The sequence below is a fragment of the Streptomyces sp. YS-3 genome (assembly GCF_045257485.1).
Taxonomy (GTDB): Bacteria; Actinomycetota; Actinomycetes; order Streptomycetales; family Streptomycetaceae; genus Streptomyces.
The window spans coordinates 1-1,616 of record NZ_JBJHPC010000948.1 but is presented as its reverse complement, the minus strand read 5'-3'; the positions used below and the strand labels follow the sequence as shown (position 1 = coordinate 1,616).

General features: G+C 71.3%; 1 protein-coding gene and 1 pseudogene. Both read right to left on the bottom strand.

The genetic code is table 11. The annotated features are described in order from the left end of the window. On the bottom strand, positions 1–886 hold an 886-nt coding region (locus tag ACJA3G_RS36585), incomplete at its 3' end, for an ABC transporter ATP-binding protein (protein WP_406557327.1). Between the two features lie 14 nt (positions 887–900). After that, positions 901–1,616, bottom strand: a pseudogene (locus ACJA3G_RS36580) (hypothetical protein); the annotation flags it as partial.

Genomic DNA, 1,616 nt, shown 5'->3' with positions numbered 1-1,616 from the left:
GTTCTGGTTCATCGCCAGTGTCACCATCCTGCCCGCGATGCTGGTGACGATCCCGTTCGGCGCGGTCGGCGGCCGGGCCGGGGGCCGGGGCGTGCGAGGCCTCCTCGGCGAGGGTCGCCCGGTCCTTCTCCTCCGACATGCCGATGGGCCCGGCCCGGCGTCCTGCGAGGAACTGCTCGACGACCGGCTCGTCGCTGGTCAGCAGCACTTCCCGGGGGCCGAAGGCAACCAGCTCGCGGCAGAACAGCATCCCCATGTTGTCGGGGACGGTGGTCGCGATGTCGATGTTGTGGGTGACGATCAGCATGGTCGCGTCGAGCTGGGTGTTGATGTCGATGAGGAGCTGGGAGAGGTAGGAGGTGCGCACCGGGTCGAGGCCGGAGTCCGGTTCGTCGCAGAGGATGACCTGCGGATCGAGGACGAGCGCCCGGGCGAGCCCGGCCCGTTTGCGCATCCCGCCCGAGATCTCGCCCGGCAGCTTCCGCTCGGCGCCCGCCAGCCCCACCACCTCCATGCGCTCCATGACGATCCGGCGGATCTCCGACTCCTTCTTCCTGGTGTGTTCGCGCAGCGGGAAGGCGATGTTGTCGAAGAGGCTCATCGAGCCGAAGAGCGCGCCGTCCTGGAAGAGCAGTCCGAAGCGCTTGCGGGCCTCGTAGATGTCCTTCTCGCGGCTGTTGGCCATGTCGACGCCGTCGACCAGGACCCGGCCCCGGTCCGGCCGCAGCAGTCCGACGATCGCTTTCAGGAACACCGTCTTGCCGGTGCCGGAGGGGCCGAGCATCACGCTGATCTCCCCGGCGGGCAGGGTGAGGGTGACGTCCTGCCAGATGGTCTGCCGTCCGAAGGCCTTGGTGAGCCCCTCGACGACCACGTCGATTCCCATGGCTTCGCGGCTCCTCAGCGCGGGGGCAGTTCGGGGACGGGCGGGGCGCTGCCGGCCCCCGCGAGCTGCCCCTGCCGGATACGGACGGCGTTGCCCGGGCCGGAGAGGGCGGCGGTGAACAGCGGTGACAGGTCCTCGCCCCGGCTGCCGCAGCCGGCGAAGGGCGGAATGGTGATCCGGCCGTCGAGGACCCCGCCGGTCAGGAAGTTGTACGCCCCGCTCAGGACGGTGTCGAACGGCCGGGCGGTGCGGCAGCTCGGCCCGACCTCCAGGGGTACGCCGTTGACGCGTACGTCGTGGAGGCGCAGGTACTGCCGGTAGGCGATGGTGGTGGTGAACGTCTCGCCGCGCCGGACGTTGACGACGGTGACCGGTTCCGGTTCGAAGGTGACCAGCGCGCTGGTGGGCTGGAAACCGAAGGTGAGGAAGGTGGACGGGGCGTCCGGGAAGCCGAGCAGGCCCACCGAGTCCGACTCGTCGTAGTCGGGGGCGCTGACCGTGCGCTTGCCGAGGTTGAGGTGCATGGGGCCGGGACGGCCGTGCGGATCGTTGACGACCATCGCGCTGCCGAGCTTGTGGACGGTGGCGTACCCCACGGCCACCACACAGAGCGAGGCGCCCAGCCGGCCCTCGACCGCGCCGGGCGGTGGCGGCGGCAGCCGGGTCGGGTCGAGCTCCCCGGCGGGCGGGTCGGCCGGGCAGACGGGTGCGGTGGCGAGCGGGGCGGGGC